We start from the raw sequence: 25,792 nt of genomic DNA on the forward strand, positions 1-25,792 counted from the left end.
ACATCTTCAAGGAGAACCATCCCATGAGCGCTACCCCCACTCCCGACAACAACGGCATCACCCGCTACGGCGTGGCCGGTGGCACCGGCCAGGGCGGCTCGCACATGCCCTTCGCCCGCGCCGTCGCTGCGGACGGCTGGCTGTATGTGTCCGGCCAGGTGCCGATGGACAACGGCGAAGTGATCGAAGGCGGCATCGTCGCGCAAAGCCACAAGGCCATCCAGCAGGTGCTGGCGATCCTGCAGGAAGCCGGCTACGGTCCCGAACACGTCGTGCGCTGCGGCGTCTGGCTGGACGACGCGCGGGATTTCGCGTCGTTCAACAAGGTGTTCAAGGAGTATTTCGGCGCGAATCCGCCGGCGCGTGCCTGCGTGCAGTCGAGTCTGGTCGTGGATGCGAAAGTGGAAGTCGATTGCGTGGCGTATAGGAGCCCCCACGCCGCGACCACTAACGTGGTCTAGCTGCCCCCCAAGGGCTGCCCCGCCTTGGGGCGGCCCGGCGGCGTGGCGCATGCTAACGGAAGGTGTCTGACCCCGCCGTCAAAACGAAAATGCCCGGTTTCCACCGGGCATTCTGCATTGGGCTGGAGCCAGCACCGCACTACATCTTCACCACGTCCACGCCCTTGGGCGCGGTGAACTGGAATTCCTTGGCCGGCAATTGCGGGTTGGCCTGGATGCCCGACAGGTCGACGCGAGTGGTCTGGCCGAACGAATCCAGCAATTCCACGCGCACGGGCAGATTGTTCTTCATACCAATATCCACGCGCGAAAAACCGGCGTCGGCCGTACGCGGCTTGGCGCGCAGCCAGTCCACGCCGTCCTTGGCGGGCAAGGCAGACACGTCGAAGCTTTGCTCGAGCGACCCCGATCCAAACAGAATGGCCGCTGGCGACGTGCCAATCGCCGCGTCAACCTTTCGCTCGGTGACCTGGGCCAGGTCCGGGTCGTACTGGAACACCTGGCGGCCGTCGGAAATCACCAACTGCTCATAAGGCTTCTGCACGGCCCACTTGAATTTGCCGGGCCGCTGGAACGAGAACACCCCGGTCTGCGCGGGCTGCGTCCGGCCCTGATCGTTGACGGTGTACTGCGAGAACGATCCGGTGGCCGAGGTGACCGTGCTCACGAAAGCGCGCAATTGCTCCTGCGCGCTGGCGGCCAGCACCAAAGTCGGCGACAGGCCCAGGACCGCGACGGCGGCCAGCCTTTGAAACGTCTTCATCATGCTTCCTCTCGGGCGGCGGCTGCAGGAACCAGAATCTCGCGGTTCCCATTGGATTGCATCGCCGACACCATACCCGATTGCTCCATCTGCTCGAGCAACCGGGCTGCACGGTTGTAACCAATGCGCAGGTGACGCTGCACCAGCGAGATCGACGCGCGGCGGTGCTTGAGCACGACTTCGCAGGCCTGGTCGTACATAGGGTCGGATTCCGCGTCGCCGCCGATGCCCGTGACGCTGCTGGCGCCCTCGGCGCCGTCGCCGTCCAGACCGCCTTCCAGGAGGCCCTCGACGTAATTGGGCTCACCCTGCGACTTCAGGCTCTCGACCACGCGATGGACTTCGTCGTCGCTGCAGAACGCGCCGTGCACGCGCACCGGCAGGCCGGTGCCCGGCGGCATGTACAGCATGTCGCCCTGACCCAGCAGCGTTTCCGCGCCCATCTGGTCAAGAATGGTGCGCGAGTCGATCTTGGACGACACCTGGAACGCGATGCGGGTCGGAATATTGGCCTTGATGAGACCGGTGATCACGTCCACGCTGGGACGCTGCGTGGCCAGGATAAGGTGGATGCCGGCTGCGCGCGCCTTCTGCGCCAGACGGGCGATGAGTTCTTCGATCTTCTTGCCGACGACCATCATCAGGTCGGCCAGCTCGTCGATGACGACCACGATGGTCGGCAGCGGCGACAGCGGCTCGGGCTGGTCGGGCGTCAGCGAGAACGGATTGGGGATCGGCTCTTCGCGCTTGATCGCGTCGCGGATCTTGGTGTTGTAGCCGGCCAGGTTGCGCACGCCCATCTTGCTCATCAGGCGATAGCGCTTTTCCATTTCGCCCACGCACCAGTTCAGCGCGTTGGACGCCTGGCGCATGTCGGTGACGACCGGGGCCAGCAAATGCGGGATGCCTTCGTAGACGCTCATTTCGAGCATCTTGGGATCGATCAGGATCAGGCGGGTGTGCGAGGCGTCGGCCTTGTACAGCAGCGACAGGATCATCGCGTTGATCCCGACGGACTTGCCCGAGCCGGTCGTGCCCGCCACCAGCAGGTGAGGCATCTTGGCCAGATCGGCCACCACCGGGTTGCCGGCGATATCCTTGCCCAGCGCCATGGTCACGACGGAATGGCTGGCGTGATAGGTCTGCGAACCCAGGATTTCGGACAGGCGCACCATCTGGCGGCGCGGATTGGGCAGTTCCAGCCCCATCAGGTTTTTGCCGGGGATGGTCTCGACCACGCGGATGCTGACCAGGCTGAGCGCCCGCGCCAGGTCCTTGGCCAGATTGACGATCTGGCTGCCCTTCACGCCGGTGGCCGGTTCGATCTCGTAGCGGGTGATGACGGGGCCGGCCTGCGCCGCGACCACGGTAACCGACACGCCGAAGTCGGCCAGCTTCTTTTCGATCAGGCGCGAGGTGAATTCGATGGTCTCGGCCGAGACGGTTTCCTGGTTGTTCAGGGGCGGATCGAGCAGACCGAGGGTGGGCAGGTCGCCTTCGGCGCCGCCGGTGGGCGGGAAGAACAGCGATTGCTGCTTTTCCTTTTCGACGCGCTCGGACTTGGGCACCACGGTGATGGCCGGTTCAATACGCACCGGCTGCTCGTGGACCAGCTTTTCCTGCTTGGCCACGACCTGTTCGGTGCGCACGGCCTTGGCGACTTCGCCGACCTTGCGGTCCTGACGCGCCGTATAGGAATTGCGCATCTTGCGGACCAGGCCTTCCAGCCAGGAACCGACGCGCTCGGCCACCGCCAACCACGAGAACGAGAAAAACAGGCTGAGTCCGATTGCGAGCATGACCAGGAAGGCCAGCGTGGCGCCCGTAAAGCCGATGCTGCTGCCGATCAGGCCGGCCAGCATCTGGCCGATGACCCCGCCAGCGCCGCTGGCCGTTTCCGAGGCGCCGGGCAGGTGCGTGCCGCGGCTGGCCAGGCGCAGGGCTTCCATGCCCAGCGAGCCCACCATCAGCAGAAAGAAGCCGATGCCCTCTTCCCAATGGACACGCGGCAGCACTTCGGGCTGCTTGCTATTGGCGACGCGCAACTGCGCGGCCAGCCGCCGATAACCTGCGCGAACGCGGTGCAGCAGCAGGATGACCCACCACCAGGCGGAAAAACCGAATAGATAGAGGAGGATGTCGGCCAGATAGGCGCCCAGGCGTCCCCCCTGGTTGCGCACGACATCGCCTGGAACCGAGTGCGACCAGCCAGGGTCGGACGCGCTCCAGGTGGCGAGCACCAGGGTAAGCCAGGCCGCCAGGGCGGCAAAGAGGATCCAGCGGGCTTCACGCAACAGCGCGGAAATGCGCGTTTGCAGCGGCGAAGGTCCGTTGCGGGTGTTGCGCGAGGCGCGCGGAGAAGCAGTCGAGATACGCGGCATGCGGCTCATTATAATTGGGCGTTACCCTAAAGATACCTGCCCATGTCCACGCCTACGCACGCTAAAGTTTTGATACTCGGTTCCGGCCCCGCCGGTTACACGGCGGCCGTCTATGCGGCACGCGCCAATCTTAACCCTGTTCTTGTTACAGGTTTGGCCCAAGGCGGCCAGCTCATGACCACCACGGACGTCGACAATTGGCCGGCCGACGCAGATGGCGTGCAGGGCCCCGACCTGATGCAGCGCTTCCAGAAGCATGCCGAACGCTTCAACACGGAAATGCTGTTCGACCACATCGCCAAGGTCGACCTCTCCAAGCGCCCCTTCACCCTGACCGGCGACACCGGCAAGGTCTACACCTGCGACGCCCTGATCATCGCGACCGGCGCCTCGGCCAAATACCTGGGCCTGCCGTCCGAACAGTCCTTCATGGGCCGCGGCGTGTCCGGCTGCGCCACCTGCGACGGTTTCTTCTACCGCAACCAGGACGTGGTCGTGGTCGGTGGCGGCAATACCGCCGTCGAAGAAGCCCTGTACCTGTCCAACATCTGCCGCAAGGTCACCCTGATCCACCGCCGCGACAAGTTCCGCGCCGAGCCCATCCTGGTCGACAAGCTGATGAGCAAGGTCGAAAACGGCAACATGGAGCTGAAGCTCTTCCACACGCTGGAAGAAGTGCTGGGCGACGACAGCGGCGTGACCGGCGTGCGTGTTCGCCACGTGGACACCGGCGCGACCGAAGACATGCCGGTCACCGGCGCGTTCATCGCCATCGGCCACCAGCCCAACACGGAAATCTTCCAGGGCCAGCTCGAGATGAAGGACGGCTACATCGTCACCAAGAGCGGCCTGTCCGGCATGGCCACCATGACCTCGGTGCCCGGCGTGTTTGCCGCCGGCGACGTGCAGGATCACGTCTACCGCCAGGCCATCACCAGCGCCGGCACGGGCTGCATGGCCGCCCTGGACGCCCAACGGTGGTTGGAGAATGCGGGGCAATAAGGTCGGCGTGGCCGACCTGAAACGCCTGAAGAAGGACCTGCAGGAAGAACGCGAGCGCGCCGCCCTTGCCCCGCAACGGGCGGCAGCAGCGCCGGCGCGCGCGGCATCGCCCCCCGAGGACGATCTGGCGGCGTTCAAGCGTTCGATGAAGTCCGTCACGCCGATCCGGCACACGGAACGCGTCACGCACAAGCCCGCCTCGGAACCGGCGCCCGCCCTGCGGCGCGCCAACGCGCTGGGCGAAACGCCCAGCCGCGCCGATGCCGGTGTCTCGGACGGCGGCGAGATCACGCATCTGCTGTCCGAAGGCGGCACCGCCTTCGTGCGCGGCGACGTGGCGCCCGACACCGCGCGCAACCTGCGCCGCGGCCAATGGCGCGCGGGGGCTGAACTTGACCTGCACGGATTGCGTGTCGAACAGGCGCGGCATGCGCTGCTGTCGTTCCTGGACGAATGCCAGGAACACGGCATCCGCTGCGTGCGCATCGTGCACGGCAAGGGCTACAACTCGGAAGGCCTGGAGCCAGTCCTGAAGGACAAGGCCCGCACGTGGCTGGTGCAGAAGGCCGAGGTCATGGCGTTTTCTGAAGCGCCGGAACGCGAAGGCGGCGCCGGCGCCCTGCTGGTGCTGCTGCGGCAGTCAGAGGGTCCGCGCAAATGAAATGGCTGTACCTGGGCGTGGCGATCGTCGCCGAGATCTTCGCCACCAGCGCCCTCAAAGGGTCCGAAGGCTTCACGCGGCTGGTGCCGTCCGTCATCACCGTCTTCGGCTACCTGATCTCCTTCTATTTCCTGTCGCTGACCCTGCGCGAGATCCCCGTGGGCATTGCCTACGCGATCTGGTCCGGCGTGGGCATCGTGCTGATCTCCATCGTGGGCGCGGTGCTGTTCAAGCAGCATCTGGACACGCCCGCGCTTATCGGCATCGGCCTCATCATCGCCGGCGTGGTGGTGATGAACGTTTTCTCCAAATCCGTCTCGCATTGACGGCCGTCGCCGGGGTCCTCGCGCGGTGCTTTTTGGCGCAGGGCTTCCTGGCGCAGGGCTTCCTGGCGCAGGGCTTCCTCGCGCAGGGCACGTTGCGCCGCGCGCTGGCGGCCTTCCTGTGCATGGCCTGCCTATTCGCCGGCAGCGCATCCGCCCACGACTTTGACCGCGCGGCCGAGCTTAAGCGCTACCGGGCCTGGCTGACCGTCTTCACGCAGGACATGGACCGGCTGGCCGCCGCGCGGGGCCCGTTGAACGACGCGCAGCTCGATGCGATGTTCGACAAATCCGTGGTGCCCGGTTCGCGAGCCGCCGGCTTCATCCGGGAGGCCTTCACCCGCCAATCCGGCGACGGCGACTACCGCCCGCAATACGGACCGCGCTCGGTCTTCCTGGGCGTGCTGGCCAGCGGCATTCCCGCCGGCCAAGGCGGCACGTATCCCGAATCCGATGCCGCGTTCAAAGGCACGGATCTGATCGTCTGGTATCTGCATGTGGACGTGGGCGACATGACCAACACCTACCTGCTGTCGTCCGGCCACTTCACCCCCTACCGACTGCCGCCCGCCGGCACCTTCGAGCGCAAGGCCTATCCCTTCCTGCTGATGGAGTCGCGCGACGGGACGCTGAGGCTGGGCGGTGTCAGCGCCGAGTTGTGGGGCCTCGTTGCATGGCTGCACAATGCCGCGAACTGATTGCGTCCTGCACCTGCTTGCCCTTGCCGCGCTTTCCGCGGCGCCGGGGCTTGCGCTGGCCCTGTGCCAGCCGCTGGCCGCGGGCGACAAGCTGACCGTCGTCGCCGACGTCCGGCTCGACGACACCAACACGTTGCTGGGCAAAGACGGCTCCCGCATCCGGAGCTGGCTGCCCCCTGTCCAGGTGCCAGACGGCCCGCGCGCCACACCGGTCCTGTGGGCCGAACGCGTGGACTGGTCCGTCTATGCAGCCGAACCCGGCGCGCGCATCGGCGTCACCGTGCTGCGCTTCGAACACGGCGTAGACGGCCGCCAGCATCTTTGCGGCATCGCCCAATACAGCCCGCACACGGTGGATGAGGCGCGCGCCCAGCCCGGCCCCGCCCTGCCGCCGCCAGACAACGAAACCCGCTTTCGCTACGACGCGGCCGGCAGGCTGACCGGCTATGACCTCCGCTCCCGCGCCTGGGACGGCCGGCAGAATCGCCCGGTGCGGCATTGCCTGCGTTACGACGCCAACGGCTGGCTGGCGGAACTGGCCGACGGCGCCTGCGACGGCGCCACGCGTCCGCAAGTGCGCTACGTGCATGACGCCGCAGGCCGCCTGTTACGGACCATCCGCCACGCGCCCGAAACCGGCGAGGCGAACGAGGTCATCGTGCATGACACAAAAGGCGGAACCGCCGAACGCTACCTACGGCCGGTCCGCGACACTGAAGACGGCCTCGGCGTGCAGGCCGCATTGCCATACCGCGCCATCCAGGGCGAACACCCGATCCTCGTGCTGCCCGGCGCTGGCTGGCAGCCGCCGGCGTTGGACTCCCATCACTACGACTGGGCCATCGTGCAGCCGCGCGGCGACGCCGATGTCTACGACGCCAAGCGCGATCCTTCGTCCGTGCTGGCCAGCGGCAACAGCGGCGCCAATGGGCGCTTCGACCTTAGCGCCGACGCCCGCCAACGTATCTGGAAGGCAGCGGGCCGCGCGCCCGGCGGTGTGCAATGGCTATGGGCGCCGGGTCAGGTCCTGACGCTGTTGCAGGCGATGCCCGGCGCCGCCTGGGCAGCCTGCGCCGATCCCCAAGACCGCAGTCCGGCCGCCTGCCCCGCCCCCTAGGTGTTGTCCGGCTGCGGGTGGCGCGCGTCCGGATTGCGCAGGTAGTCCACCAGCGCCAACGTGGCCCGATCGGGCGGCGGCGTCAGCAGCGACACCACCACGATCGTCAGGAACGCCACCGGCGCGCCAAACACCCCCGCCGCGATGGGCTGAATGCCCCACCACAGATCCACCGGCTGCGTGCGCGCGATGCCGAGCACCGATTCCCGCAGCCACGGATGCGTGTGCGTCATGTAGGCGAACGTCACGGCCAGCCCGGCCGCCATCCCCAGTGTGGCGCCCCATTTGTTCGCGCGCCGCCAGAACACGCCCATGACCAGCGCCGGAAAGAACGACGAGGCCGCGAACGAAAATGCGGCCGACACCATGAACAGGATGTCCGCGGGCTTGCGCGCCGCGACCCACGCCGCGCCAAACGCCACCACCAGCAGCAGGATCTTGGACACCATCACCCGCCGCGCCGCCGACATGCGCGGCGACACGACGCGATACCACATGTCGTGCGACAGGGAATTGGACAGCGTCAGCAACAGGCCGTCGGCCGTGGACAGCGCCGCCGCTAGCCCGCCCGCAGCAACCAGCCCCGAAATCACATAAGGCAGCCCGCCGATCTCTGGCATGGCCAGCACCACCACGTCCGCCCCCATGCTGATTTCGCTGAGCTGCACGACGCCGTCGCGGTTGATGTCGCTGACGTCGAGCAGATTGGTGTCGACCGCGCTCCAGGCATGCACCCAGTTGGGCAGGCTGAGGAAGTTCGATCCAACGACCTGCGTATAGATCTCGAACTTGACCAGCAGCGCCAGCGCGGGCGCCATGAAATACAACAGCAGGATGAACAGCAGCGACCAGCACACCGATTTGCGCGCCTCAATGACGGACGGCGTCGTGTAGGAGCGCATCAGGATGTGCGGCATGCCCGCGGTGCCCAGCATCAGGCACAGCACCATCGCCAGGAAGTTGATGCGCATGTTGCTGCGTTCCTCGGCGTCCTTCGCAGGGAACGGCTCGGCATGTGGCGTGGGCGGCGCGGCCCGGGCCTCGAAGGTCGCCTTGGCCTGCGACCACGTGGCGCGCGCATCCTCGACGGTCGGCGGATAGGCGGCCAGTTCGCGCTCGGCCGACCGGATCTCGACCATGGGCGCATCGCCCGCGTTCAACTGGGCCAGCCGGCTGCGCAGCTTGTCCTTTTCCAGCGTCCACGACTCGGGCAGCGCCTGCAGGCGGCGCCCCATTTCGTCGGCGCGCTGCTGCCAGATCCTGCGCACCTCGATCTCCGAAGGATCGTTCTGCAGGTAGACCTCTTTTTCAGTCACCTGCTGCAGCACGGCCCCGCCCGACAGTTGCGGCAACGGCATGTTGGTGTGCTTGACCGACAGCCAGATCACCGGCACGAGATACGCGATCACCAGGATGATGTACTGCCCGACCTGCGTCCACGTGACCGCGCGCATGCCCCCCAGGAACGAACACACCAGCATGCCGCCTAGCGCCACGAAGATGCCCAGTTCGAACGAGATGCCGGTCATCCGGGTCGTGATGATGCCCACCCCGTAGATCTGGGCCACCAGATACGTGAACGAGCACAGAATGGCGCAGAAGACCCCGGCCAACCGAGGCAGGTTGCCGCCGTAGCGCGCGCCCATGAAATCGGGAATGGTGTATTGGCCGAAGCGCCGCAGGTACGGCGCCAGCAGCATCGCCACCAGCACGTACCCGCCCGTCCAGCCCATGATGTAGGCCAGCCCCCCGTAGCCGGTCAGGTACAGCGTGCCCGCCACGCCAATGAAGGAAGCCACCGACATCCAGTCGGCCGCCGTCGCCATGCCGTTGTAGATGGCCGGCACGCGCCGGCCGGCGACGTAGTATTCGACCTGGTCGGACGTGCGGCAGACGATGCCGATGCCGGCGTACAGGCTGACGGTGACCAGCAGGAACACATAGCCGATCCAGTTGCGCGGCATGCCCAGGATCTCGGCCAGCGCCATCAGCAGGATCATCAGCGCGAAGCCGGCCGTGTACAGCACATAGATGCGCCGCAGCCGGATGCGGAACTCCTGCGGGGTGTCTCCGGTGAAAAACGGCATCAGCGCGGCTCCCCGGTTTCGTCGGCGCGCTCATCGGCGCGATTCATGACCCGGGCGTAGACGGCGATGATGATCAGGTAGGCCAGAGGAGCGCCATAGGCGGCCATCCAGAAGGCGAAGGGCCAACCGATGAAGTCGAAGGAGAGGCTGCGTGCGAAGTACGAGGGGATGAAGGTCAGCGCCGCCCAGACGGCGAGCAGCAGCACGATCAGCCGCAGATTGCGGCGCCAGTAGGGCGTGATGGATGTCCGGGACGGAGTAAGGCGCGTTTGCGGCATAGCGTGGATAAGCAGATCCCATCTGAATATCGCCAAACGCAGCGCTTGAAAAGCCCTGAAGCTTGATTTGCCGGCTTTTTATGCGACAACGGCTGGCACTTCCTGGTGCCAGCCGTTGTGCGTTTGCTTTTTTTGAGTACTGCTTTACTTTTTTTATGTACCGGTGCCGCCGGTATTTGCCCATGCAGGGCTTTGTCTCCTCACCTGCATGGGAAGAGATTCTGCACCAGATGCGGGAATGCCACACTAGGGGAATGCCCTAAGACGGAGCATTCATTTACATATTCCATGCACCATATGAGTGCATTTTGGGGTCGCCGTACTAAATATTGGGATTTTTCCGGCAAATCGGCCCATCGTACCGCCTAATTCTTGAGCAGTGCTCAGTTAGTGATCATGGCCGATGGCGCCGGCCGTCCAAGTCCGTGCATCGCGAAGCGCCCGATTCCGGGCATGGAACCGACAGCATTCCAGATCATCTTTACGCGCCGTTTACACCCCGCTCGCCAAGCTATACCCCGTTTTTACCCCCCGCTCCGTAACCTGCCGGTGTCCTGAAGGGTCACCTCGCCTGCCCGGCGCGCATCCGCTTTCTGCCGCGCAGGCCTGTTCGAAGGGAGCAAGCCTCCCGGGGAGAAAAAACGTGGATCTCATTTATATCGCCATCTTCACCGTGATGGCCGGGCTGACTTGGGCCCTTGTCCGGTTCTGCGACGCATTGTCGGCCGGAGACCAGCCATGAGCTGGCTCTACTGGCTGAGCGGCCTGACGGCCGCATTCCTGTTCGTGTACCTGCTGGTCGCGCTGTTCAAACCGGAGAAATTCTGATGACCCCCGAATTCGTCGGGCTGCTGGTCCTGCACCTGGCAGTCCTGCTTGCGATCGCGCCCATCCTGGGCCGCTACATCCGCACCGCCATGGAAGACGGCCGGTCCCGGCTGACCGCCTGGGGCCGGCCGATCGAACGCGGCATCTACCGGCTGGCGGGCATCGACCCGCAGGCGGAGATGGGCTGGAAGCGTTATGCCGCCGCCGTGCTGGTCTTCAACCTGGTGGGCATTGCCGCCGTCTACGCGCTGCAACGCGTGCAGGGGCTGCTGCCGCTGAACCCCGCGGGCTTGGGCGCCGTGTCGCCCGATTCCGCGCTGAACACCGCCATCAGCTTCGTCGCCAACACCAACTGGCAGGGTTACGCCGGCGAATCCACGATGAGCTACCTGACGCAGATGCTGGCGCTGACGGTGCAGAACTTCGTGTCCGCCGCGACCGGCATTGCCGTGCTGTTCGCGCTGATCCGCGGACTGGCGCGGCACTGTTCGGCCACGGTGGGCAACTTCTGGGCCGACATGGTCCGTTGCACGCTGTATGTGCTGCTGCCCCTGTCGCTGGTCCTGGCAGTGGCGCTGGTCAGCCAGGGCGTAATCCAGAACTTCAGCGCCTACCAGGAAGTACAGACGGTCGAAGCGGTGCGCTACGACGCACCGCGCCTGGACGCGCAGGGCCAGCCCGTACTGGACGCAGCCGGCGCGGCGGTCACCGACCCGGTCACGACGCGCACACAGACGATTGCCATGGGGCCGGTTGCGTCGCAGGAAGCGATCAAGCTGCTGGGCACCAACGGCGGCGGCTTTTTCAACGCCAACTCGGCGCACCCTTTTGAAAACGCCACGCCCCTGTCGAACTTCCTGCAGATGCTGGCGATCCTGGCCATCCCCGCCGCCCTGTGCTTCACCTTCGGCGAGATGGTGGGCAGCCGGCGCCAGGGCATCGCGATCCTGGCAGCGATGACGGCGCTGTTTGCCGTCTTCGCGCTGTCCACGGCGCACTTTGAACAACAGCCCAATCCGATGGCCGTCCAGGCCGGGGCCGTGACGCCCGGCGGCAACATGGAAGGCAAGGAGACGCGCTTCGGCATCGCCGCCACCTCGCTGTTTGCGACGGTCACCACCGCTGCCTCCTGCGGCGCGGTGAACGGCATGCACGACTCGCTGTCGGCGATGGGCGGCCTGTCGCCCATGCTGCTGATGCAGTTGGGCGAAGTCGTGTACGGCGGCGTGGGTTCGGGGCTGTACGGCATGCTGGCCTTTGCGATCCTGGGCGTCTTCATCGCCGGGCTGATGATCGGGCGCACACCCGAGTACCTGGGCAAGAAGATCGAGGCCTTCGACATGAAGATGGTTTCCATCGTCATCCTGGCCACCCCGCTGCTCGTGTTGGGCGGCACGGCGCTGGCCGTGTCCGTGACGGCGGGCCAGGCCGGCGTGCTCAATCCGGGCATCCACGGCTTCTCGGAAATCCTCTACGCGCTCTCGTCGGCCGCCAACAACAACGGCAGCGCCTTCGCCGGGCTGTCGGCCAACACGCCCTTCTACAACGTGCTGCTGGGCATCGCGATGTGGTTCGGCCGGTTCGCCGTGATTGTCGCCGTGCTGGCCATGGCCGGTTCGCTGGCCGCCAAGCGCCGGCTGCCCGCCGGCCCCGGCAGCATGCCGACCACCGGCCCGCTCTTCGTGACGCTGCTGATCGGCGCGGTGCTGCTGGTCGGCGCCCTCACCTACGTGCCCGCACTGGCCCTCGGCCCGGTCGCGGAACACCTGCAACCCTGATGCAACAGGCTAGGAAAGAACATGGCCAAGATTGAAATGGAAACAACCAGCTCGGGCGGCAGCGTGGCCCGGGCGCCCGCTGCGGCCGCGCAGCCTGACGCGGCTCAGCCTGACGCGGCCCGGCCTGACGCGGCCCGGCCTGGCGCGGCCCGCCCCGTCGCAGCCGGACCCGAGGCGGCGCCCGCCTTCGGCATGTGGTCCCGCGCGCTGGTCGGCCCCGCCATCGTCGACAGCCTGCGCAAGCTGTCGCCCGCCGCGCAGCTCAAGAACCCCGTGATGTTCGTGGTCTACGTGGGCAGCCTGCTCACCACCGTGCTGTGGATCATGGCCCTGCGCGGGCAGGCCGAAGCGCCGCCGGGATTCATCCTGGGTATCACCGTGTGGCTGTGGTTCACCGTGCTGTTCGCCAACTTTGCCGAGGCGCTGGCCGAAGGCCGCGGCAAGCAGCAGGCGGCCACGCTGCGCGGCCTGCGCACCACCATCGACGCGCGCCTGCTCAAAGGCTTTCGCGACGCCGATGCGGCTGATGCCGACCCCGCGCAATGGCGCGGCCAGGCGGTCAGCCAGCCTTCAGGCCTGCTGCGCCGCGGCGACGTCGTCCTGGTCGAAGCCGGCGACACGGTGCCCGGCGACGGGCAGGTCATCGCCGGCGTGGCCTCGGTCGACGAAAGCGCCATCACGGGCGAATCCGCGCCCGTCATCCGCGAGTCGGGCGGCGATTTCTCGTCCGTCACCGGCGGCACGCGCGTGCTGTCGGACTGGATCTTCGTGCGCATCGCCGCCGATCCCGGCGAGAGCTTCCTGGACCGCATGATCTCGATGGTCGAAGGCGCCAAGCGCCAGAAGACACCCAACGAGCTGGCGCTGACCATTCTGCTGGTGGGCCTGACCGTGGTCTTCCTGCTGGTCGTTGTCACGCTGATGCCCTTCTCGCTGTACGCCGTCTCGGCCGCCGGCGGCGGCGCGGCCGTCACGGTGACCGTGCTGGTCGCGCTGCTGGTCTGCCTGATCCCCACCACCATCGGCGGCCTCCTGTCCGCCATCGGCGTGGCGGGCATGAGCCGCATGATGAGCGCCAACGTGATCGCCACCTCGGGCCGCGCCGTCGAAGCGGCCGGCGACGTCGACGTGCTGCTGCTGGACAAGACCGGCACCATCACCTTCGGCAACCGCCAGGCCTCCACCTTCCTGCCCGCGCCCGGCGTGTCCGCGCGCGAACTGGCGGACGCCGCGCGCCTCGCGTCGCTGGCCGACGAGACGCCGGAAGGCCGCAGCATCGTGGCGTTGGCGGACAAGGCCATCCATGCGCCGGCCCCGCGCATGACCGGCGTTGAGTTCGTGCCGTTCACCGCGCAGTCCCGCATGAGCGGCGTCGACCTGGGCGAACGCAAGATCCGCAAGGGCGCGGTCGACGCGATCCAGGCCTGGCTTGCCGCGCAGGGCGCCACCGTGCCGGCCGAGGCTCTGCGCCTGGCCGAAGACGTTGCGCGCCGCGGCAGCACGCCGCTGATGGTCAGCGACGGCAACCGCGCGCTGGGCGTCGTCGAGCTCAAGGACATCGTCAAGCCCGGCATCCAGTCGCGCTTTGCCGAGCTGCGCCGCATGGGCATCAAGACGGTGATGATCACCGGCGACAACAAGCTGACCGCCGCCTCCATCGCGGCCGAAGCGGGCGTGGATGACTTCCTGGCCGAAGCCACGCCCGAGGCCAAGCTCAAGCTCATCCGCAACTACCAGTCGGAAGGCCGTCTGGTCGCAATGACCGGCGACGGCACCAACGACGCACCCGCGCTGGCGCAGGCCGACGTGGCGGTGGCGATGAACTCCGGCACGCAGGCCGCCAAGGAAGCCGGCAACATGGTGGACCTGGATTCCAACCCGACCAAGCTCATCGAGATCGTCGAGATCGGCAAGCAGATGCTGATGACCCGCGGCGCGCTGACCACGTTCAGCGTGGCCAACGACGTCGCCAAATACTTCGCCATCATCCCCGCCGCCTTCGCCACGGTGTATCCGCAGCTGGACGTGCTGAACATCATGGGGCTGGCCACGCCGTCCTCGGCGATTCTGTCCGCCGTGATCTTCAATGCGCTGATCATCGTGGTGCTGATCCCGCTGGCCCTAAAGGGCGTGCGCTACCGCCCGCTGGGCGCCTCGGTGCTCCTGCGCCGCAACCTGCTCATCTACGGCCTGGGCGGCCTCCTGGTGCCGTTTGCCGGCATCAAGCTGGTCGACATGGTGCTGGCCGCGTTGGGCTGGGTGTGATGCCCGCCCGCGATCAAGCCCCTACGCAAAGGAAATCCTCATGAACTCAGCAATCTCCACGCCGCGCCAAGGCGGCATCCTGCGCCCCGCGCTGACCCTCTTCGCCGCGCTGTCGCTCATCAGCGGCCTGGCGTATCCCTTCCTGACCACCGGCATCGCGTCCGCCGTGTTTCCCCACCAGGCCGCCGGCTCGCTGATCCAGCAGGACGGCAAGGTGATCGGCTCGGAATGGATCGGCCAATCGTTCACCTCGCCGCAATACTTCTGGGGCCGCCCGTCGGCCACCGCGCCCATGCCGTACAACGCGGCGGCTTCCGGCGGCTCGAATCTCGGCCCGCGCAACCCCGCGCTGGCCGAGGCCATCGAAGCGCGCATCGCGGCCCTGAAGGCGGCCGACCCGGACAATGCCGCACCCGTGCCGGTCGACCTGATCACCGCGTCCGGCAGCGGGCTGGATCCGCACATCAGTCCGGCGGCCGCGGCGTACCAGGCCGACCGCGTGGCGCGCGCCCGCAACCTGCCGCGTGGCGAGGTCGATGCGCTGATCCGGGCGCACACCGCCGCCCCGTCGCTGGGCGTGCTGGGCGACCCCGCCGTCAACGTGCTGACGCTGAACCTGGCGCTGGACAAGCTGCGCGTGGCGCGCTGATGCGACGGCGTATAGTATTGCCAGCCGTTTCCTCCCCTCCCTTGCGCGTTCATGGCTGACATCGCTGGCGAGCGTCCCGATCCGGACGCGCTATTGAAGACCCTGGACGCCGCCGAGCGCCAGGCGGAGCGCGGCAAGCTGCGCGTGTACTTCGGGTCGTCGGCCGGCGTGGGCAAGACCTACGCCATGCTGGCCGCGGCGCGCGCGCAGGCGGCGCAGGGCACGGACGTGCTCGCCGGCATCGTCGAAACCCACGGCCGCCGCGAGACCGCCACGCTGCTCGACGGCCTGCCGGTCCTGCCGCTCAAGGACGTGGCCTACCGCGGTCACACCCTCAAAGAGTTCGACCTGGACGGCGCCCTGCTGCGCCGCCCCGCGCTCGTGCTGGTCGACGAGCTGGCCCATTCCAACGCGCCGGGTTCGCGCCACGCCAAGCGCTGGCAGGACATCCAGGAACTGCTGGCGGCCGGCATCGACGTCTGGACGACACTGAACGTGCAGCATCTGGACAGCCTGAACGAGGCCGTCGGCAGCATCACCGGCGTGCGCGTCTGGGAAACGGTGCCCGACGACGTGTTCGACGCGGCCGATGAGGTCATGCTGGTCGACCTGTCGGCCGACGAACTGCTGCGCCGTCTGAAGGAAGGCAAGGTCTACCTGCCCGAACAGGCGCGCCACGCGGCCCGCAATTTCTTTCGCAAGGGCAATCTGATCGCGCTGCGCGAACTGGCGCTGCGCCGCACCGCCGAGCACGTGGACGACGACGTGCAGGCCTATCGCCGCGACCGCGCCATAGATTCGGTGTGGCGCACGCGCGAAGCCATCGTCGCCTGCGTCGGGTCCGATACCGACGCCGACTACGTGATCCGCAGCGCCCATCGCATGAGCCAGCAGCTCGATTGCGATCTGCACGTCGTCACCATCGACACGCCGCGCGCCGCGCCGCCCGCGGCGGCCGACGTCGAGCGGCTGCAGCACAGCCTGGCGCTCGCCGACGCGCTGGGCGCGCGCACCGAGACGCTGGCGGGTGGCGACATGGTCGATGCCGTCGTCCGCTACGTCCGCCGCCACAACATCACCAAGGCGATCGTGGGCCGGACCCGCGCGGGCGGCTGGCAGCGGTTGCGGCTGTCGCTGACCGCGCTGCTTACCGCCGTCATGTCGCCGGGATGGCTGTGGCGGCGCCACAGCTTTGCCGACATGCTGGCCGCCGGCTGCCCGGAGATCGACATCATCCGGCTGGGCGCGCCACCCCTGCCCGCGCAGGCGCCGCCCGGACGCGACCCGTTCACGTTGGGACGCCGCGCCCGCCCGTCCGATGACGAACGCGGGGCGCGGCCGCTTGCAGGCTATGCGTGGGCGCTGTGCTATTGCGCGGTGGCCACGGCGCTGTCGGCGCTTGCGTTCCCGACGCTGCACCAGACCAACATCGTCATGCTCTTTCTGCTGGCGGTGGCCGCAGTGGCGCTGCGCCACGGGCGCGGGCCCGCCGCGCTGGCGTCCGTCGTCAGCGTGGGACTGTTCGACTTTTTCTTCGTGCAGCCGCTGTCGTCGTTCGCCGTGTCTGACGTGCAGTATCTGCTGACCTTCGGCGTGCTGCTGGGCGTGGGGCTGCTGATCGGCCAACTTACCGCCGGCCTGCGGCTGCAGGCGCAGGCCTCGGTCAAGCGCGAGGCCGATGCGCGCAGCCTCTACGAATTCGCGCGCGAACTGTCGTCCGCCCTGCTGCCCGAGCAGATCGTCGCGCTCGCCGGCTCGTTCGTGCATGCCACGTTCGGCGCGCGCTGCTCGCTTTACATCCTGGGCCTGGACGACCGCTTGAAACTCGCCTCGCCCGAAAGCGGCGACACGACCGCTCCGGAATCGGCGCTGGCGCAGTGGGTGTACGACCACGGCCAGCCTGCAGGCGCGGGCACCGCCACCCTGTCGAACAGCGCGTTGCTGTACCTGCCGCTCAAGGCGCCCATGCGCACGCGGGGCGTGCTGGTGCTGGATGCCCCCCGCCGCAGCCTCTACGCGAATCCCGACACGCGCCGCCAGGTCGAGGCCTACGCCACGCTCATCGCCATTGCGCTGGAACGCCTGCACTACGTGGAAGTCGCGCAGCAGGCCGTGGTCAGCATGGAATCCGAAAAGCTGCGCAACTCGCTGCTTGCCGCGGTGTCGCACGACCTGCGCACGCCGCTGACCAGCCTGGTCGGCATGACCGATACGCTGATGCGCCAGCAGCACGCGCTGCCCGACGGCGTGCAGGACACCGTGCGCGCCATGCGCGATCAGGCGCAGCGCATGCACGCGCTGGTCGTCAACCTGCTGGACATGGCGCGGCTGCAAAGCCGCGACGCGCCGCTGCGTATGGAGTGGCAATCCATCGAGGAGCTGGTCGGCGCCGCGCTGGCGGCCATGCGCGAACCGCTGGCGGGCCGCAAGGTCGACGTTTCGCCCCTGTCGGCGCTGCCGCTGGTGGAGTGCGACGGCGTGCTGATCGAACGCGTGCTGTGCAACCTGCTGGAGAATGCGGCCAAGTACACGCCCGCCGGCAGCACGTTGCGCATCCATGCCTACGTGCATGAAGACGGGATACGCGAGGCCGGGATGCACGAGGCCGAAGTGCACGCGGCAGCAACGCAAACTGCTGAAACACACACGGCTGCAACGCACACGACTGTGCCGCACCATGCCGAAATGCGCGTGGCCATCACCGACAACGGTCCGGGCGTCGCGCCGGGCGCCGAGCGCCGCATCTTCGAAAAATTCACGCGTGGCGAACGCGAGTCCGCCACGCCCGGCGTCGGCCTGGGCCTGGCCGTGTGCGAAGCCATCGTTGCCGCCCATCACGGCCGCATCTGGGTCGAACACGCGCCGGGCCAGGCCAGCGGCGCGCAGTTCGTCTTCAGCCTGCCGCTGGGCGCCCCGCCCTCAATCCAACCCGAAACCGCCTGAGTCCGCGTCATGTTCGATTTTCAGCCCGTAGTCCTCATCATCGAAGACGACGCCAACATCCGGCGGTTCGTCCGCCAGGCGCTGGAAAGCGAAGGCTGCGTGGTCCACGAGGCCGACACAGTCAAACGCGGCCTGATCGAGGCCGGCACCCGCCAGCCGGACGCGATCGTGCTCGACCTTGGCCTGCCCGACGACGACGGCATGACCCTGATCCGCGAGCTGCGCGGCTGGACCGAGGTGCCGGTGCTGGTGCTGTCCGCGCGCAGCGCCGAGGCCGACAAGGTGGCGGCGCTGGACGCGGGCGCCGACGATTATCTGGCCAAGCCTTTCGGCGTGAGCGAACTGCTGGCGCGCCTGCGCGTGCTGCTGCGCCGGCATGGCCGCGGCGGCGCGGGCAACGCGGCTGAGATCGTGTTTGGCGACGTGCGCGTGGACTTCTCGCGGCGCGTGGTCGAACGCGCTGGCCAGCACGTGCACCTGACCGCCATGGAATACCGCCTGCTTGCCGCCTTGCTGGCTCACCGCGGCAAGGTCATGACGCACCGTGAGCTGCTGCGGCAGGTGTGGGGCCCGTCCCACGTCGAAAGCAACCACTACCTGCGGATCTACATGGGCCATCTGCGCCAGAAGCTCGAAGCCGACCCGGCGCAACCGGTGTTCCTGCTGACGGAGATCGGGGTAGGTTATCGCTTCGCGGGCTGAGCAGACGCGTTCAACGCCGGCTTCGACAGACGCCATTTCAAAACCCACTTTTTGAAACCCGCTTTTTGATATGCGCTTTACGCGCAGGCCGCGAGTCTTGTCTCGCGCTTTATGCCGATCCTCCTATTGTTGCGTTCCGCTCAACACCAGGAGGCTTCACATGCCCCGCACCACCCTTGCCGCGCTGGCGCTGCTTTCCCTCATTCCCGTGGCGCAGGCCGCCGATGCCCCCAGCGCCGCCGATTCCGCATCGCCGTACTCGCTGACGGCCAACGTCACGCTCGCCAGCCAGTACCGCTATCGCGGCCTCATGCAGACCAACAACCAGCCCGCCATCCAGGGCGGCTTCGATCTCACGCACGCCAGCGGCTTCTACCTGGGCAACTGGAACTCCAGCATCAGCTGGCTGAACGACAGCAACAGCGACGTGTCCGCGCCCGTCGAGATGGACTTCTACGGCGGCTACAAGGGCAACCTCACGGACAACGTGCCCGTCGACCTGGGCGTGCTGCAGTACTACTACCCGGGCGACTATCCGTCCGGCTACACCAGCCCCGACACCACCGAACTCTACGCCGGCATCGGCTACGGCCCGGTGATGTTCAAGTACTCCCTTGCGCTGACCAACCTGTTCGGCTTTGCCGACAGCAAGTACAGCCAATACTTCGACCTGTCCGGCAACTTCGATACGGGCGTCTGGGGGCTCGTCGTCAACGTTCATGCGGGCCGCCAGATCGTGCGCAATGTGGATAACGGCTCCTACACCGACTGGAAGCTGGGCGTGACCAAGGACTTCGGGCAGGGGCTGTCGGTCTCGCTGGCCTATCTGGACACCAACGCCGACCGCGCCATCTACACCAACACGCGCGGCCGTGACATGGGCCGCGCCACGGGCCTCCTGTCGGTGACCAAGACGTTCTGAAACGCCGCGGCCGTTGACGCCGTTTTTATACGGCGCCCCCGCATTTATCGGCAGGATTTACGGCGGCATTCCTATAGTGGAATCGTCGTCAACCACCGGATTCGCGGGTCGCCGTCTTCGGCCCCGCCCCCACACTGCCATGATTCCCCGATCGCACCGCCACCAGGCCACCCTCGACGCCGCCCTAGCTGCCCAGCCCGCGCCGCAGCCGCAATGCAGCCTGATCGCGCTGACCGTGCGCATCGATACGCTGGACGCCTTGAACGTGCGGCTGGCCTTGCACCGCGCACTGGGCGATCGCATCGGGGTCTACCTGCTGTCGGTCGACCATGCGCACGCCCAAAGCACGCTCGAACTGCAATGCGAACGCGGCGAACTGGACGCCATGATGGCCGCGATCATGCGCGGCCTGCCTTGCGCTGAATTCGGTACGGCGCGCCCGGCCGCCGCCCTCACGGAGCGATGAGCCATGGACACCCTTGCCAAACCCGCCTTCGAAGGCCTGTGGCTGCCGATGGTGACGCCCATGCGCGGCGGCCACGTGGACCTGGACGCCGCGCAGGCGCTGGCCCGCTACTACCGCAACGCCGGCATCGCCGGCCTGGTCCTCTTCGGCTCCACCGGCGAGGGCAACCTGCTCAGCATGCCCGAGAAGACCGACATGATCGAAGCCATCGCCAGCGACGCGCATGCGCTGCCGCTGGTGCTGGGCGTGGGCGGCGTCGATACGCGGGGCGTGGCCGCCGCCGTGCGACGACTGGACCGCTACGCACCCGCCGGCTACCTGGTTCCCCCGCCGTACTATCTGGGGCCATCCCAGGCCGGCATCCTGTGGCATTACCGGCAGATCGCGTGGGCCACCGAGCGGCCCATCATCCTGTACAACATCCCCAAGCGCGCAGGTGTCGCCATGACGGTCGAAACCATGGAAGCGCTGGCGGCGCTGCCCAATTTCGGGGCGGTCAAGGAATGCAATCCCGCCGTGCTGGGCGCCTTGAATGCGCGGGGCCGCCTCGATGCCCTTTGCGGCGAGGACCTGGCCTTGCTGGATCACTTCCTGGCGGGCGGGCGCGGCGCGATTCCAGCCGCCGCGCACCTGTTTCCGGAGCGCTTCGTCGAGATGATGCAGCTTGTACAAGCCGGCCACGTCGAGGCCGCGCGCGACTGCTTCGACCCATTGCGCCCCCTGATCCGGTTGCTGTTCAGCGAGCCCAATCCCGCGCCGGTCAAGCGCGCGCTGGCCATGCAGGGCCTCATCGCCGACGAGCTGCGCATGCCGATGATGCCCGCCAGCCGCGACCTGGGCGCGAAACTGCGGCGGGCCATGAGCCTTATCCCGGCATCGGCTGAGCGGCTGCAGACAGCCTGAAGATCGACACGGCGCGGGCCAGATCGCCCGCCTGACCGTGCAGCGCGGCGGCAGACGCCGCAAACTCCTCTACCAGCGCAGCGTTCTGCTGGGTCGCTTCGTCCAGATGCGTCACGGTCTGGTTGATCTGCTCGATGCCCGCGCTCTGTTCGCCGGACGCCGTGGCGATCTCGCTCATCAGCGGCGCGCTGGTGGCTGCCGATTCCAGCACGCTTCCCATCGTGGCGCTCGCCTGTTCCACCCGCTGGCTGCCGCGCGCCACCGAGTCGGCCGACGCTTCGATCAGCGACTTGATCTCCTTGGCGGCGGTGGCGGACCGCTGCGCCAGCGCCCGCACTTCGCCAGCGACCACCGCAAAACCACGCCCCTGTTCGCCCGCCCGTGCGGCTTCGACGGCGGCGTTCAATGCCAGGATGTTGGTCTGGAACGCGATCACGTCGATCAGACCGATGATCTCGTCGATGCGCTGCGAACTTTGCGAGATCTCGCGCATCGCGTCGATCGCATGCTGCGTCTCGTCGCTGCCCTGCCGCGCCAGCCGCGCGGCTTCGCCGGCCAGCGCGCTGACCTCACGCACGTGCTCTGCGCTTTGGCGGGCAGTGGCGGTGATTTCCTCCACGCTGGCCGCGGTCTGTTCCAACGCGGCGGCCTGCTTTTCGGTGCGGTCGGACAGGTCGACACTGCCCGCGGCAATCTGGCGCGATGCGGCCGCAATGGACGCCGTGGAATGCACGATGCTGCGCACCGCCGCGTCCAGCCGCTGTTGCATTCGCGCCATTGCGTCGAACAGGCGGCCGATCTCGCCCCGGTGATGACGCGAGATGCCGCTGGACAGGTCGCCATTGGCCACGCGCTCGCACACGGCCACTGCCTCGTTCAATGGCCGCAGGATGTGTGTGCTGAAAAAGCGCAGCGCCGCCGTCAGCACCAGCGCAAGCAGCACCAGCGTCACGCTGCCCTGCCGCCACAGCGTGCCGTAGAACGCTGCATCGACGTCGTCCACGTACAGGCCCGTGAACATCAGCCAGCCCCATTCCGCGTCATAGGCCGCGTAGGTCAGCTTGGGCAACGGGTCCTCGGAACCGGGGCGCGGAAACAGGTAGCGCACATAGCCACCGCCCGCCTTGCCCTGCGCGTAAAGGTTTTCAAACAGCGGCTGCCCCTGGCTGTCGCGCGTGGCGCGCACGTTGGTGCCCACCAGCTTCGCGTCGGGATGCACCAGCAGATCGTAGTCGTCGCCAAACGCGCCCACATAACCGTCCCCGCCGTACCGCAATTGCGACAGTTGGCGGGCCACGTCGCGCTTGGCGTCGGCCAGCGGCTCACCTTCCTGCACGCGCTGCTTGCCGCCGCGGACGATGCCCGCGGCCATATCCAGGACATGGCGAAGCTCCGTCTTGCGGTCGTCCACCATCTCGGCACGGCGCTGCCAGGCGTCCCACACGCCCAGCGCCAGGACGGCGGCGCCAATGGCAAACACGAACCACAACAGTTCCCTACGCAAGCTGGAAGTACTCATCGACTCTCTTTGACACGCCACCAATTAGAAACAATATCTAGCTGGATGTGACGTTTTATGTAATTTGGCCGTCGAGCATACCCTTTCAAACTTCGTTTGAATTCGCTTTGACTAGTCACTTTGATCTAGCTCAAATCCGATAAAAAAAACGCAAGGCGCGTCGCGCCTTGCGTTTTCTTGGAACGCGAACTCAAACCGCGGACTGGGACGCCGGGGGGACCCTGCGCGCCGGACGCGCCGTCGTCAGCGCAATCAGCGTCACCGTGATCAGCGCGTAAGTGGGCACGCTGCGCATGTTGCGGAACATCATCTCGGTCAGGCTGAAGGCGCAATAGCTCAGGCAGAACAGAAGGCCCATCTGGGCGCCCACGCGGATCACGCGGTCATCACTGGCCAAACGCCGGAAGAAAATGGCTGCCGGCAGCAGATACAGCGTCAGCATGCTCAGCAGGCCGAGCACGCCGTACCCCGCCAGCGCCGCCAGCAGGTCGTTGTGCGGCTCGCCGAAACCGTCGACGACTTCCTGCGTCACGATGCCCTGCCCTTGCAGCACACGCAGCTCGTCGCGGAACTTGCTGGGACCAATGCCCACGACCGGGCTTTTTTCAAACATCAGGATTGCGGCATGCCACAGTTGCAACCGGATGCCGAAGGACGTGTCACGGTTGGCCGAGGTGGCGAACCCTTGCACGTCGTGGGTGATCTCCTGCATGCGGCTGCTGAACGTCCAGATGGCCGCCGCGCTGACGACCAGCGCCACGCTCACGGCCAGTGCACAGTACACCTTGTGGCGCCGCCGCCAGTTGCGCAGGCCCAGCAGGAAGACGAGTCCCAGAATGGGCAGCAGCATCCAGCTGCTGCGGGTTTCGGACATCCAGGTCGCGCACACGGCCAGCGCCGCGGCCAGGACCTTCAGGCCGGTCTCCAGTCGCGGCCAGCGGGATCCGGGGCCCCAGCCGAGCGACAGCAAGGTCATCCCCCCGAACAGCAGCACCATGTTCGCAAAGGCTACGGCGTTATAGCGTCCGCCAACCTCGACCACCGCGCCGCGGCCGCCCGTAAGCATCATCGTGATCAGCAGGATGGAGCCGGCAAGCGCGCCGGCCAATACAGTCCATTCGATATGGCGCAGCAGCCGCTGCGGAGCGCGCAGCAGCAGCCACAACACGGGCAGGGCCAGTGCAAAGCGCAGCAGCTTTTCAAGTTCGGAATTGCTCCACACGCTTTTCACGGAAGACGTGATCAGCATACAGACGAGCGGGGACAGCAGCGCCAACGCCATGGGCCAAAGCGCCCGGAAATCCATGGGCTCGTAGCGCTTCACCGCATTGACGGCAATGGCCGTCAGCGCGATCAATGCACTCAGGTACAGCACGGCGGGACCGCCAACGGGACTGGTCAGCGCCAGGGCGGGCATGAGCAGCACCAGCCAGGCGACCAGATTTACATACATTCGGGGCACAACAATCAACCTGAAAAGAACAATGCACACGCAATACGCATGATGCGGGTGGTTAGACAAAACCCGCCCGCCATGACGGCGGGCGGGTTTTGCTCAAACTCGAGATGGGGCCCCAAGCGCACAGCGGCAGCCTGGCGAGGAGCCCCGGCCGAGGCTTACATGTTCTCGATCATCACTTGGCCAAAGCCCGAGCACGACACCTGCGTCGCCCCTTCCAGCAGACGGGCAAAGTCGTACGTGACCTTCTTGGACTGGATCGACTTTTCCATGCTGGAGATGATGAGATCCGCGGCTTCGGTCCAGCCCATGTGACGCAGCATCATTTCCGCCGACAGGATCTCGGAACCGGGATTCACGTAGTCCTTGCCCGCGTACTTGGGCGCCGTGCCGTGGGTGGCTTCAAACATGGCCACGGAGTCGGACATGTTGGCGCCCGGCGCGATGCCGATGCCGCCCACCTGCGCGGCCAGCGCGTCGGAGATGTAGTCGCCGTTCAGGTTCAGCGTGGCGATGACGTCGTATTCGGCCGGACGCAGCAGGATCTGCTGCAGGAACGCATCGGCGATCACATCCTTGACGATGATCTCGCGGCCGGTCTTGGGATTCTTGAACTTGCACCACGGGCCGCCGTCGATCAGCTGCGCGCCGAATTCCTTCTGCAGGAGCTCATAGCCCCAATCGCGGAAGCCGCCTTCGGTGAACTTCATGATGTTGCCCTTGTGCACCAGCGTCAGCGACGTGCGGTCGTTGTCGATGACGTACTGCGCGGCCTTGCGCACCAGGCGCTCGGTGCCTTCGCGCGACACGGGCTTGATGCCGATGGACGAGGTGTTCGGGAAACGGATCTTCTTGACGCCGAGCTTGGTCTGCAGGAACTGGATCAGCTCCTTGGCCTGCTCGCTTTCGGCCATGTATTCAATGCCGGCGTAGATGTCTTCCGAGTTCTCGCGGAAGATCACCATGTTGGTTTTTTCGGGTTCACGCACCGGGGACGGCACGCCCTTGAAGTACGCCACGGGACGCAGGCAGACGTACAGGTCAAGCTGCTGGCGCAGCGCCACGTTCAGCGACCGGATGCCGCCGCCGACCGGGGTGGTCAGCGGGCCCTTGATGGAAACCACGTAGTCTTTGACGACTTCCAGGGTTTCATCGGGCAGCCACACGTCAGGACCGTAGACCTTGGTGGCCTTTTCGCCGGCATAGACTTCCATCCAATGGATCTTGCGCTTGCCGCCGTAGGCCTTCTGCACCGCCGCGTCGACGACCTTGATCATGACGGGGGTGATGTCGGCGCCCGTGCCGTCGCCTTCGATGAAGGGGATGATGGGCTGGTCAGGCACATTCAGCGAGAAATCGGCGTTGACCGCAATTTTCTGGCCGCCGGCGGGAACCTTGATATGTTGGTAGGACATGAATGCTCCATTTGCTCCGGGTGGTTTTCTTGCACGCGCCAGGATCGGACAGCGTCCGATTCCGCGGGTTATACCGCCTCCTGCGAACCGCACACCGGATGGCGGATAGCAACCCATTCTATATCGCAAAGCGCCGGGCGAAACCGGCGGTCCGCGCGGGGCGGTAAAATAA

22 protein-coding genes are annotated in these 25,792 nt (G+C 66.7%); 15 read left to right on the top strand and 7 right to left on the bottom strand.

Translation table 11 applies throughout. The features are described from left to right. Nucleotides 1-23: 23 nt before the first annotated feature. Nucleotides 24-461 carry a RidA family protein gene (locus HV681_RS11125; RefSeq protein WP_175123134.1) on the top strand — a complete coding sequence of 146 codons (438 nt, stop codon included), beginning with the start codon at nt 24-26 and terminating at the stop codon, nt 459-461. Nucleotides 462-600: 139 nt separating this feature from the next. Here the strand turns inward: HV681_RS11125 and lolA are convergent, their stop codons facing one another. Together lolA and HV681_RS11135 are read right to left on the bottom strand one after the other, a co-directional pair. Next, complete coding sequence (gene lolA, locus HV681_RS11130) at nt 601-1,224, bottom strand: outer membrane lipoprotein chaperone LolA (protein ID WP_175123354.1); 624 nt, start codon at nt 1,222-1,224, stop codon at nt 601-603. Then, a complete protein-coding gene (locus tag HV681_RS11135) occupies nt 1,224-3,605 on the bottom strand; it encodes a DNA translocase FtsK (protein ID WP_175123135.1) in 2,382 nt (793 codons plus the stop codon). The genes lolA and HV681_RS11135 overlap by 1 nt, the downstream gene beginning before the upstream one ends. A gap of 42 nt (nt 3,606-3,647) precedes the next feature. Between HV681_RS11135 and trxB the strand changes: the two genes are divergently transcribed. From trxB to HV681_RS11160, 5 genes are read left to right on the top strand one after another with little or no spacing between them, the layout of a single operon-like run. Then, entirely contained in the window at nt 3,648-4,607 is a 960-nt protein-coding gene (trxB, locus tag HV681_RS11140) for a thioredoxin-disulfide reductase (RefSeq protein WP_175123136.1), read from the top strand. After that, entirely contained in the window at nt 4,594-5,268 is a 675-nt protein-coding gene (locus tag HV681_RS11145) for a Smr/MutS family protein (RefSeq protein ID WP_175123137.1), read from the top strand. Before trxB ends, HV681_RS11145 begins: the two co-directional genes overlap by 14 nt. After that, nucleotides 5,265-5,594 carry a DMT family transporter gene (locus HV681_RS11150; protein ID WP_056568656.1) on the top strand — a complete coding sequence of 110 codons (330 nt, stop codon included), beginning with the start codon at nt 5,265-5,267 and terminating at the stop codon, nt 5,592-5,594. The genes HV681_RS11145 and HV681_RS11150 overlap by 4 nt, the downstream gene beginning before the upstream one ends. A 32-nt stretch (nt 5,595-5,626) precedes the next feature. Next, nucleotides 5,627-6,289, top strand: coding sequence for a hypothetical protein (locus HV681_RS11155; RefSeq protein WP_254594944.1), 663 nt, complete (start codon nt 5,627-5,629; stop codon nt 6,287-6,289). After that, nucleotides 6,276-7,406: a hypothetical protein gene (locus HV681_RS11160; RefSeq protein WP_175123138.1), complete on the top strand. Its 1,131-nt coding sequence runs from the start codon at nt 6,276-6,278 to the stop codon at nt 7,404-7,406. The genes HV681_RS11155 and HV681_RS11160 overlap by 14 nt, the downstream gene beginning before the upstream one ends. On the opposite strand, the gene HV681_RS11165 is transcribed toward HV681_RS11160, so the two are convergent. Further along, nucleotides 7,403-9,493 (bottom strand): sodium:solute symporter family protein, encoded by a 2,091-nt coding sequence (locus HV681_RS11165; RefSeq protein WP_175123139.1) that lies wholly within the window; start codon nt 9,491-9,493, stop codon nt 7,403-7,405. The two genes, HV681_RS11160 and HV681_RS11165, sit on opposite strands and share 4 nt — an antisense overlap. Further along, on the bottom strand, nt 9,493-9,771 hold the full coding sequence (locus HV681_RS11170; RefSeq protein ID WP_175123140.1) for a DUF4212 domain-containing protein: 279 nt from the start codon (nt 9,769-9,771) through the stop codon (nt 9,493-9,495). Before HV681_RS11170 ends, HV681_RS11165 begins: the two co-directional genes overlap by 1 nt. 738 nt (nt 9,772-10,509) lie before the next feature. Between HV681_RS11170 and kdpF the strand changes: the two genes are divergently transcribed. The 9 genes from kdpF (at nt 10,510) to HV681_RS11215 (ending at nt 21,227) form a co-directional block, all read left to right on the top strand. Beyond that, nucleotides 10,510-10,599: a K(+)-transporting ATPase subunit F gene (gene kdpF / locus HV681_RS11175; RefSeq protein ID WP_056321339.1), complete on the top strand. Its 90-nt coding sequence runs from the start codon at nt 10,510-10,512 to the stop codon at nt 10,597-10,599. Next, nucleotides 10,599-12,377 (top strand): potassium-transporting ATPase subunit KdpA, encoded by a 1,779-nt coding sequence (gene kdpA / locus HV681_RS11180; protein ID WP_175123141.1) that lies wholly within the window; start codon nt 10,599-10,601, stop codon nt 12,375-12,377. The genes kdpF and kdpA overlap by 1 nt, the downstream gene beginning before the upstream one ends. A gap of 21 nt (nt 12,378-12,398) precedes the next feature. Continuing rightward, entirely contained in the window at nt 12,399-14,642 is a 2,244-nt protein-coding gene (gene kdpB / locus HV681_RS11185) for a potassium-transporting ATPase subunit KdpB (protein ID WP_175123142.1), read from the top strand. A 40-nt stretch (nt 14,643-14,682) separates the two neighbouring features. Continuing rightward, nucleotides 14,683-15,291, top strand: coding sequence for a potassium-transporting ATPase subunit KdpC (gene kdpC / locus HV681_RS11190; protein WP_175123143.1), 609 nt, complete (start codon nt 14,683-14,685; stop codon nt 15,289-15,291). A 51-nt stretch (nt 15,292-15,342) separates the two neighbouring features. Beyond that, a complete protein-coding gene (locus tag HV681_RS11195; RefSeq protein WP_175123144.1) occupies nt 15,343-18,234 on the top strand; it encodes a DUF4118 domain-containing protein in 2,892 nt (963 codons plus the stop codon). A gap of 9 nt (nt 18,235-18,243) precedes the next feature. Continuing rightward, complete coding sequence (kdpE, locus tag HV681_RS11200; RefSeq protein WP_175123145.1) at nt 18,244-18,936, top strand: two-component system response regulator KdpE; 693 nt, start codon at nt 18,244-18,246, stop codon at nt 18,934-18,936. A 160-nt stretch (nt 18,937-19,096) separates the two neighbouring features. Then, the gene (locus tag HV681_RS11205) at nt 19,097-19,858 is read left to right on the top strand and encodes a TorF family putative porin (RefSeq protein WP_175123146.1); all 762 of its coding nucleotides are present in this window, start codon (nt 19,097-19,099) and stop codon (nt 19,856-19,858) included. Between the two features lie 139 nt (nt 19,859-19,997). Further along, entirely contained in the window at nt 19,998-20,324 is a 327-nt protein-coding gene (locus HV681_RS11210) for a hypothetical protein (protein ID WP_254594945.1), read from the top strand. Nucleotides 20,325-20,327: 3 nt separating this feature from the next. Beyond that, the gene (locus HV681_RS11215; protein WP_175123147.1) at nt 20,328-21,227 is read left to right on the top strand and encodes a 4-hydroxy-tetrahydrodipicolinate synthase family protein; all 900 of its coding nucleotides are present in this window, start codon (nt 20,328-20,330) and stop codon (nt 21,225-21,227) included. Here the strand turns inward: HV681_RS11215 and HV681_RS11220 are convergent. From HV681_RS11220 to icd, 3 genes are all read right to left on the bottom strand, one after another. Beyond that, the gene (locus tag HV681_RS11220) at nt 21,190-22,746 is read right to left on the bottom strand and encodes a methyl-accepting chemotaxis protein (RefSeq protein ID WP_175123148.1); all 1,557 of its coding nucleotides are present in this window, start codon (nt 22,744-22,746) and stop codon (nt 21,190-21,192) included. The two genes, HV681_RS11215 and HV681_RS11220, sit on opposite strands and share 38 nt — an antisense overlap. A 190-nt stretch (nt 22,747-22,936) precedes the next feature. Beyond that, on the bottom strand, nt 22,937-24,208 hold the full coding sequence (locus HV681_RS11225; protein WP_175123149.1) for an O-antigen ligase family protein: 1,272 nt from the start codon (nt 24,206-24,208) through the stop codon (nt 22,937-22,939). A 155-nt stretch (nt 24,209-24,363) separates the two neighbouring features. Next, nucleotides 24,364-25,620 carry an NADP-dependent isocitrate dehydrogenase gene (gene icd, locus HV681_RS11230; RefSeq protein ID WP_056568692.1) on the bottom strand — a complete coding sequence of 419 codons (1,257 nt, stop codon included), beginning with the start codon at nt 25,618-25,620 and terminating at the stop codon, nt 24,364-24,366. Nucleotides 25,621-25,792: the final 172 nt, after the last annotated feature.

Source organism: Achromobacter animicus (assembly GCF_902859585.1).
Classification (GTDB): Bacteria; Pseudomonadota; Gammaproteobacteria; order Burkholderiales; family Burkholderiaceae_B; genus Achromobacter; species Achromobacter animicus.

Bases quoted from the DNA above. Each gene is read 5' to 3' on its own strand.
- HV681_RS11165 (WP_175123139.1), bottom strand. From the start codon at position 9,493: ATGCCGTTTTTCACCGGAGACACCCCGCAGGAGTTCCGCATCCGGCTG.
- HV681_RS11135 (WP_175123135.1), bottom strand. From the start codon at position 3,605: ATGCCGCGTATCTCGACTGCTTCTCCGCGCGCCTCGCGCAACACCCGC.
- kdpA (WP_175123141.1), top strand. From the start codon at position 10,599: ATGACCCCCGAATTCGTCGGGCTGCTGGTCCTGCACCTGGCAGTCCTG.
- HV681_RS11125 (WP_175123134.1), top strand. From the start codon at position 24: ATGAGCGCTACCCCCACTCCCGACAACAACGGCATCACCCGCTACGGC.
- kdpC (WP_175123143.1), top strand. From the start codon at position 14,683: ATGAACTCAGCAATCTCCACGCCGCGCCAAGGCGGCATCCTGCGCCCC.
- HV681_RS11170 (WP_175123140.1), bottom strand. From the start codon at position 9,771: ATGCCGCAAACGCGCCTTACTCCGTCCCGGACATCCATCACGCCCTAC.
- HV681_RS11145 (WP_175123137.1), top strand. From the start codon at position 4,594: ATGCGGGGCAATAAGGTCGGCGTGGCCGACCTGAAACGCCTGAAGAAG.
- trxB (WP_175123136.1), top strand. From the start codon at position 3,648: ATGTCCACGCCTACGCACGCTAAAGTTTTGATACTCGGTTCCGGCCCC.
- kdpF (WP_056321339.1), top strand. From the start codon at position 10,510: ATGAGCTGGCTCTACTGGCTGAGCGGCCTGACGGCCGCATTCCTGTTC.
- kdpB (WP_175123142.1), top strand. From the start codon at position 12,399: ATGGCCAAGATTGAAATGGAAACAACCAGCTCGGGCGGCAGCGTGGCC.
- HV681_RS11210 (WP_254594945.1), top strand. From the start codon at position 19,998: ATGATTCCCCGATCGCACCGCCACCAGGCCACCCTCGACGCCGCCCTA.
- HV681_RS11215 (WP_175123147.1), top strand. From the start codon at position 20,328: ATGGACACCCTTGCCAAACCCGCCTTCGAAGGCCTGTGGCTGCCGATG.
- HV681_RS11160 (WP_175123138.1), top strand. From the start codon at position 6,276: ATGCCGCGAACTGATTGCGTCCTGCACCTGCTTGCCCTTGCCGCGCTT.
- icd (WP_056568692.1), bottom strand. From the start codon at position 25,620: ATGTCCTACCAACATATCAAGGTTCCCGCCGGCGGCCAGAAAATTGCG.
- kdpE (WP_175123145.1), top strand. From the start codon at position 18,244: ATGTTCGATTTTCAGCCCGTAGTCCTCATCATCGAAGACGACGCCAAC.
- HV681_RS11195 (WP_175123144.1), top strand. From the start codon at position 15,343: ATGGCTGACATCGCTGGCGAGCGTCCCGATCCGGACGCGCTATTGAAG.
- HV681_RS11150 (WP_056568656.1), top strand. From the start codon at position 5,265: ATGAAATGGCTGTACCTGGGCGTGGCGATCGTCGCCGAGATCTTCGCC.
- HV681_RS11220 (WP_175123148.1), bottom strand. From the start codon at position 22,746: ATGAGTACTTCCAGCTTGCGTAGGGAACTGTTGTGGTTCGTGTTTGCC.
- lolA (WP_175123354.1), bottom strand. From the start codon at position 1,224: ATGAAGACGTTTCAAAGGCTGGCCGCCGTCGCGGTCCTGGGCCTGTCG.
- HV681_RS11205 (WP_175123146.1), top strand. From the start codon at position 19,097: ATGCCCCGCACCACCCTTGCCGCGCTGGCGCTGCTTTCCCTCATTCCC.